Annotated in this window: 1 protein-coding gene; it reads right to left on the bottom strand. The window is 46.8% G+C overall.

Going from position 1 to position 1,257, the window contains the following annotated elements; genetic code table 11:
- Positions 1-31 precede the first annotated feature (31 nt).
- Positions 32-1,203, bottom strand: a protein-coding gene (locus C9J01_RS29325; protein ID WP_107301572.1) for an IS3 family transposase whose coding sequence is annotated in 2 segments (ribosomal slippage) — positions 32-930 and positions 930-1,203 — 1,173 coding nt in all. Because the reading frame shifts where the segments join, the coding sequence is not laid out codon by codon here.
- Positions 1,204-1,257: the final 54 nt, after the last annotated feature.

Below are 1,257 nucleotides of genomic sequence, written 5' to 3'. Positions count from 1 at the left end.
TGATATGACCCCCGTAAAGTAGACACGGGGGTTAGTTTCCAAGTTCGTACATCATGGGACTCAGTCCACCATTAGTCCCATGCCTTCTGACTATATTGTAATAGCCATCGATATAGTTGCGACACTCCGCAACCATTTCCTTTCGTGACAACTGCTCAAGGTTGGAGAACCACTCCTTCTTCATCAAACCGAAAAAGCTTTCTGAACACGCATTATCCCAGCAGTTTCCTTTCCTCGACATGCTGACTGTCACTTTCCTTTTGGTTAACCATTTCAACACGTCATAGCAGCGGTACTGCGTGCCTTGATCCGAGTGGAACATCAATGCACCACCCGTTGGCTTGCGTGCTTTCCAAGCCTTCTTCAAGGCTCGTAGAACCATCTCCGCCGAGTTCATGTAACTGCTCGCCCAACCGATAACGCGGCGGGAGTATAAATCGATAATGACACACAGATACTGCCAGCCCTCACGACAGCGGATCTGAGTAATATCAGAGACCCAGACACGGTTCGGTGTATCTACAGAGAACTTCCTATCAAGGTAGTTCGGAGCTCTAGACATGACCTCCCTTGGCCTGACTACGCCAAAGCGTCTCTTACAAGCATTCGAGCGATACCCTATCTGTTGAAGCAGGGACTGAACACGCTTCTTATTACAGTCATAGCCGTGAGCTACAGCCTCTTCCCAAAGCTTACGATAACCAAGGATGCGGTGATGCTTACCTATCTGGTGACGCAAAAAATCCAGCAGCCTTTGATTGTATAGGGTGCGCTTCGAGGGCTGACGTTTTCTCCACTTGTAATAACCTGAACGCGATACGCCTAACACGTCGCACATCAGTCCTACCGTTCTTCTGACAGAGCTAATTCTATGTATATAAGCAAATTTTACTTTTGCTGGCTGTCGAAGAACTCCTTCGCCTTTTTTAGGATTTCGTTCTCCAGTTCTGCACGCTCAAGTTGTTTGCGCAGCCTTTTGTTTTCGGCCTCAAGCTCCTTGAGGCTCTGGCTAGGACCTGTGTTCTTGATGGGTTTTGATGATTCCTTTCTAGTCACAAGCTTGCTTCTCCATTTGGCTAATAGCTTTGGGCTTATCCCTAACCTAGCAGCAACGGCTTTAACAGTATCTGGGGAATCGATAGATTCTTGAACTGCAGCAAGCTTAAACTCATCAGAAAAACTTCGTCGACTTACAACTTTCATATGAACACCTCTTATTCCTGATAAAGAGGTGTCTACTTTTAGGGAGTCACATCA

Origin of the sequence: Photobacterium rosenbergii, from assembly GCF_003026455.1 — a bacterium.
GTDB lineage: Bacteria > Pseudomonadota > Gammaproteobacteria > Enterobacterales > Vibrionaceae > Photobacterium > Photobacterium rosenbergii.
The sequence above is the reverse complement of the archived record's forward strand: the minus strand, read 5'-3'. Positions and strand labels throughout refer to the sequence as shown.